Source organism: Streptomyces ossamyceticus, from assembly GCF_001418475.1.
GTDB classification, from domain to species: domain Bacteria; phylum Actinomycetota; class Actinomycetes; order Streptomycetales; family Streptomycetaceae; genus Streptomyces; species Streptomyces ossamyceticus.
This window is the reverse complement of the sequence record NZ_LIQX01000811.1, coordinates 1-2,085: the sequence shown is the minus strand read 5'-3', so window position 1 is coordinate 2,085 and position 2,085 is coordinate 1. Positions and strand designations below refer to the sequence as shown.

Genomic DNA, 2,085 nt, shown 5'->3' with positions numbered 1-2,085 from the left:
TCGCCCCCGCCCCCGGCACCGGCACCGTCGGTGGCCACATCGCGGACGATCCGGCCGTCCACCAGCTCGATCGTCCGCTGCGCGCAGGAACGGGCGAGACCCAGGTCATGAGTGACGAGGACGATCGTCTGCCCGTCGGCGTGGAGGTCGGTGAGCAGTCGCCGTACGTCCTCGCCGGACGCCGTGTCGAGCGCGCCGGTGGGCTCGTCGGCGAAGACGACGTCCGGTTCGACGGCCAGGGCGCGGGCGATCGCGACGCGCTGCGCCTGTCCGCCGGACAGCTGGCCGGGGCGGCGCTGCTCCAGACCCGCGAGGCCGAGCGGCGCGAACCAGCGGCGGGCCCGCTGCACGGCCTGTCGGCGCGGCACACCCTCCAGCATCAGCGGCAGGGCGACGTTCTCCTCGGCGGGCAGCTCCGGCAGCAACTGGCCGAACTGGAAGACGAACCCGAAACGCTTGCGGCGCAGCGCGCTCAGCCTGTTCTCGCCCCAGTGGTCGATGCGCTCACCACGCAGCAGGACCTGACCGCCGTCGGGGCGGACGATGCCCGCGAGTGTATGGAGCAGGGTGGACTTGCCGGAGCCGGAGGGCCCCATGATCGCGAGGGACTCGCGCTCGGCGACCACCACGTCCACGCCCGCCAGGGCGGTGGTGGTGCCGTACTTCTTGACGAGGCCGTTACCGGCCAGAACGGTGCTCATGGTCCGCGTGGGCCCCTTCTACTCGCGCTCGAACTTCCAGGTGATGCTGGTGGCGTCGGCCTTGACGACGGTCACCGGGATGGAGACGTCCTTGCCGTCGCCGTCCTTCCCGGCGCACGTCACCTCCGTGCCCGCCACCGCCTTCAGGTCGGGGCACGTGACGACGGACATGTCGCCGCCGATCCAGGGCAGCGGGCTGTACTTGGACTGGGTGCGGCCGGCGACGATGTTGCCGCTCAACGCCTTGTGCCCGTCGACGGTGGCGGTGGTGAAGCGGTCGAGGCCGGTGGTCGACTCGGTGCCGCTCATCGCGTAGGTGAGGGCCCCGACGCCGACGGCCACGGCCGCCACGGCGGCGCCGGCGACCACGAGGGGTTTGCGGTTCATGGGGTGTTCTCCTTGCCGGAGGGGAATGTCGTGGCTCCAACGTCTCCCGGCGGCATGCGCGCCCACCTCGGCCGAACGGCCGGGGTTCCCACCCGCCGCGCGCCCTGGCTCGGCCGTACGGCCGATACGGCGTAGGGCGCCGCTGCCTACTGTGATCCGCGTGAACCTCGCGCTCGACACCAAGGAACCCGCCGGCGGCGACGGCTCGCCGCTGCGGGCCGCGCGGCAGGGCTGCCTCCGCGTCGGCGGCATCGTCGTCCTGCTGCTGGCCTGCGGGACCGACTTCCTCGTCCTCGGGGCCGAGAACGACACCGGCGTCCACTGGCTGCACCTGCTCTCCCTGCTGGTGGGCCTCACCGCGCTGCTGTGGCCCGTGCGCCTCCGGCCGGCCTGGCTCACCCCGCAGCTGCGGGCGGGCGTCCCGGCGCTCGTCGCCGCCGCCAACGTGCTGACGCTGATCGCCACCGGCCGGCAGGGCGGCTTCGGCCCCGGACAGGCGGCGGTCCTGCTGTCCCTGCTGATGGTCGCCGTCCGCACCTGCACTCCCGGCTGGGCCCTGGTCTGCGGAGTGCTCGACGGCGCCGTGCTGCTCACGCTGCCGTTGCCGTACTTCGCCGTCCAATGGGAGGACAGCGCCCTGGGTGTGCTGGCGCTGCTTCTGCTGCTGACCGGGATCACGGCCGGTCTCGCCGCCTATCTGCGCACCCTGGACCACCGCCGCACCCGGGCCGTCACCGAGACCCGCCGCGCCGAACGGCTCGCCATGGCCGCCGACCTGCACGACTTCGTCGCCCACCACGTCACCGGCATCCTCGTCCAGACGCAGGTCGCGCGGATGATGGGCACCGACCGGCCCGAACGGCTGGACCCCGTCCTCGCGGGCATGGAACGGGCCGCGACCGAGGCGCTCGCGTCGATGCGCCGCACGGTCGGGGTCCTGCGGGAACACGACGACGGGGGGACAGGGGCCGCCGACCGGCGGCCCCTGTCCCCCCGT

3 protein-coding genes are annotated in these 2,085 nt (G+C 73.5%); 1 reads left to right on the top strand and 2 read right to left on the bottom strand.

Annotated features, from left to right (window positions below; translation table 11 throughout):
- On the bottom strand, positions 1–701 hold a 701-nt coding region (locus AOK15_RS39165; protein WP_055523753.1), incomplete at its 3' end, for an ABC transporter ATP-binding protein.
- A gap of 18 nt (positions 702–719) precedes the next feature.
- Positions 720–1,088: a hypothetical protein gene (locus AOK15_RS39160; RefSeq protein WP_055523750.1), complete on the bottom strand. Its 369-nt coding sequence runs from the start codon at positions 1,086–1,088 to the stop codon at positions 720–722.
- A gap of 160 nt (positions 1,089–1,248) precedes the next feature.
- Here AOK15_RS39160 and AOK15_RS39155 point away from each other — a divergent pair.
- Positions 1,249–2,085, top strand: an 837-nt coding sequence (locus tag AOK15_RS39155; protein WP_167738912.1) for a histidine kinase, incomplete at its 3' end; no start/stop codon positions are given.

Bases quoted from the DNA above. Each gene is read 5' to 3' on its own strand.
- AOK15_RS39160 (WP_055523750.1), bottom strand. From the start codon at position 1,088: ATGAACCGCAAACCCCTCGTGGTCGCCGGCGCCGCCGTGGCGGCCGTG.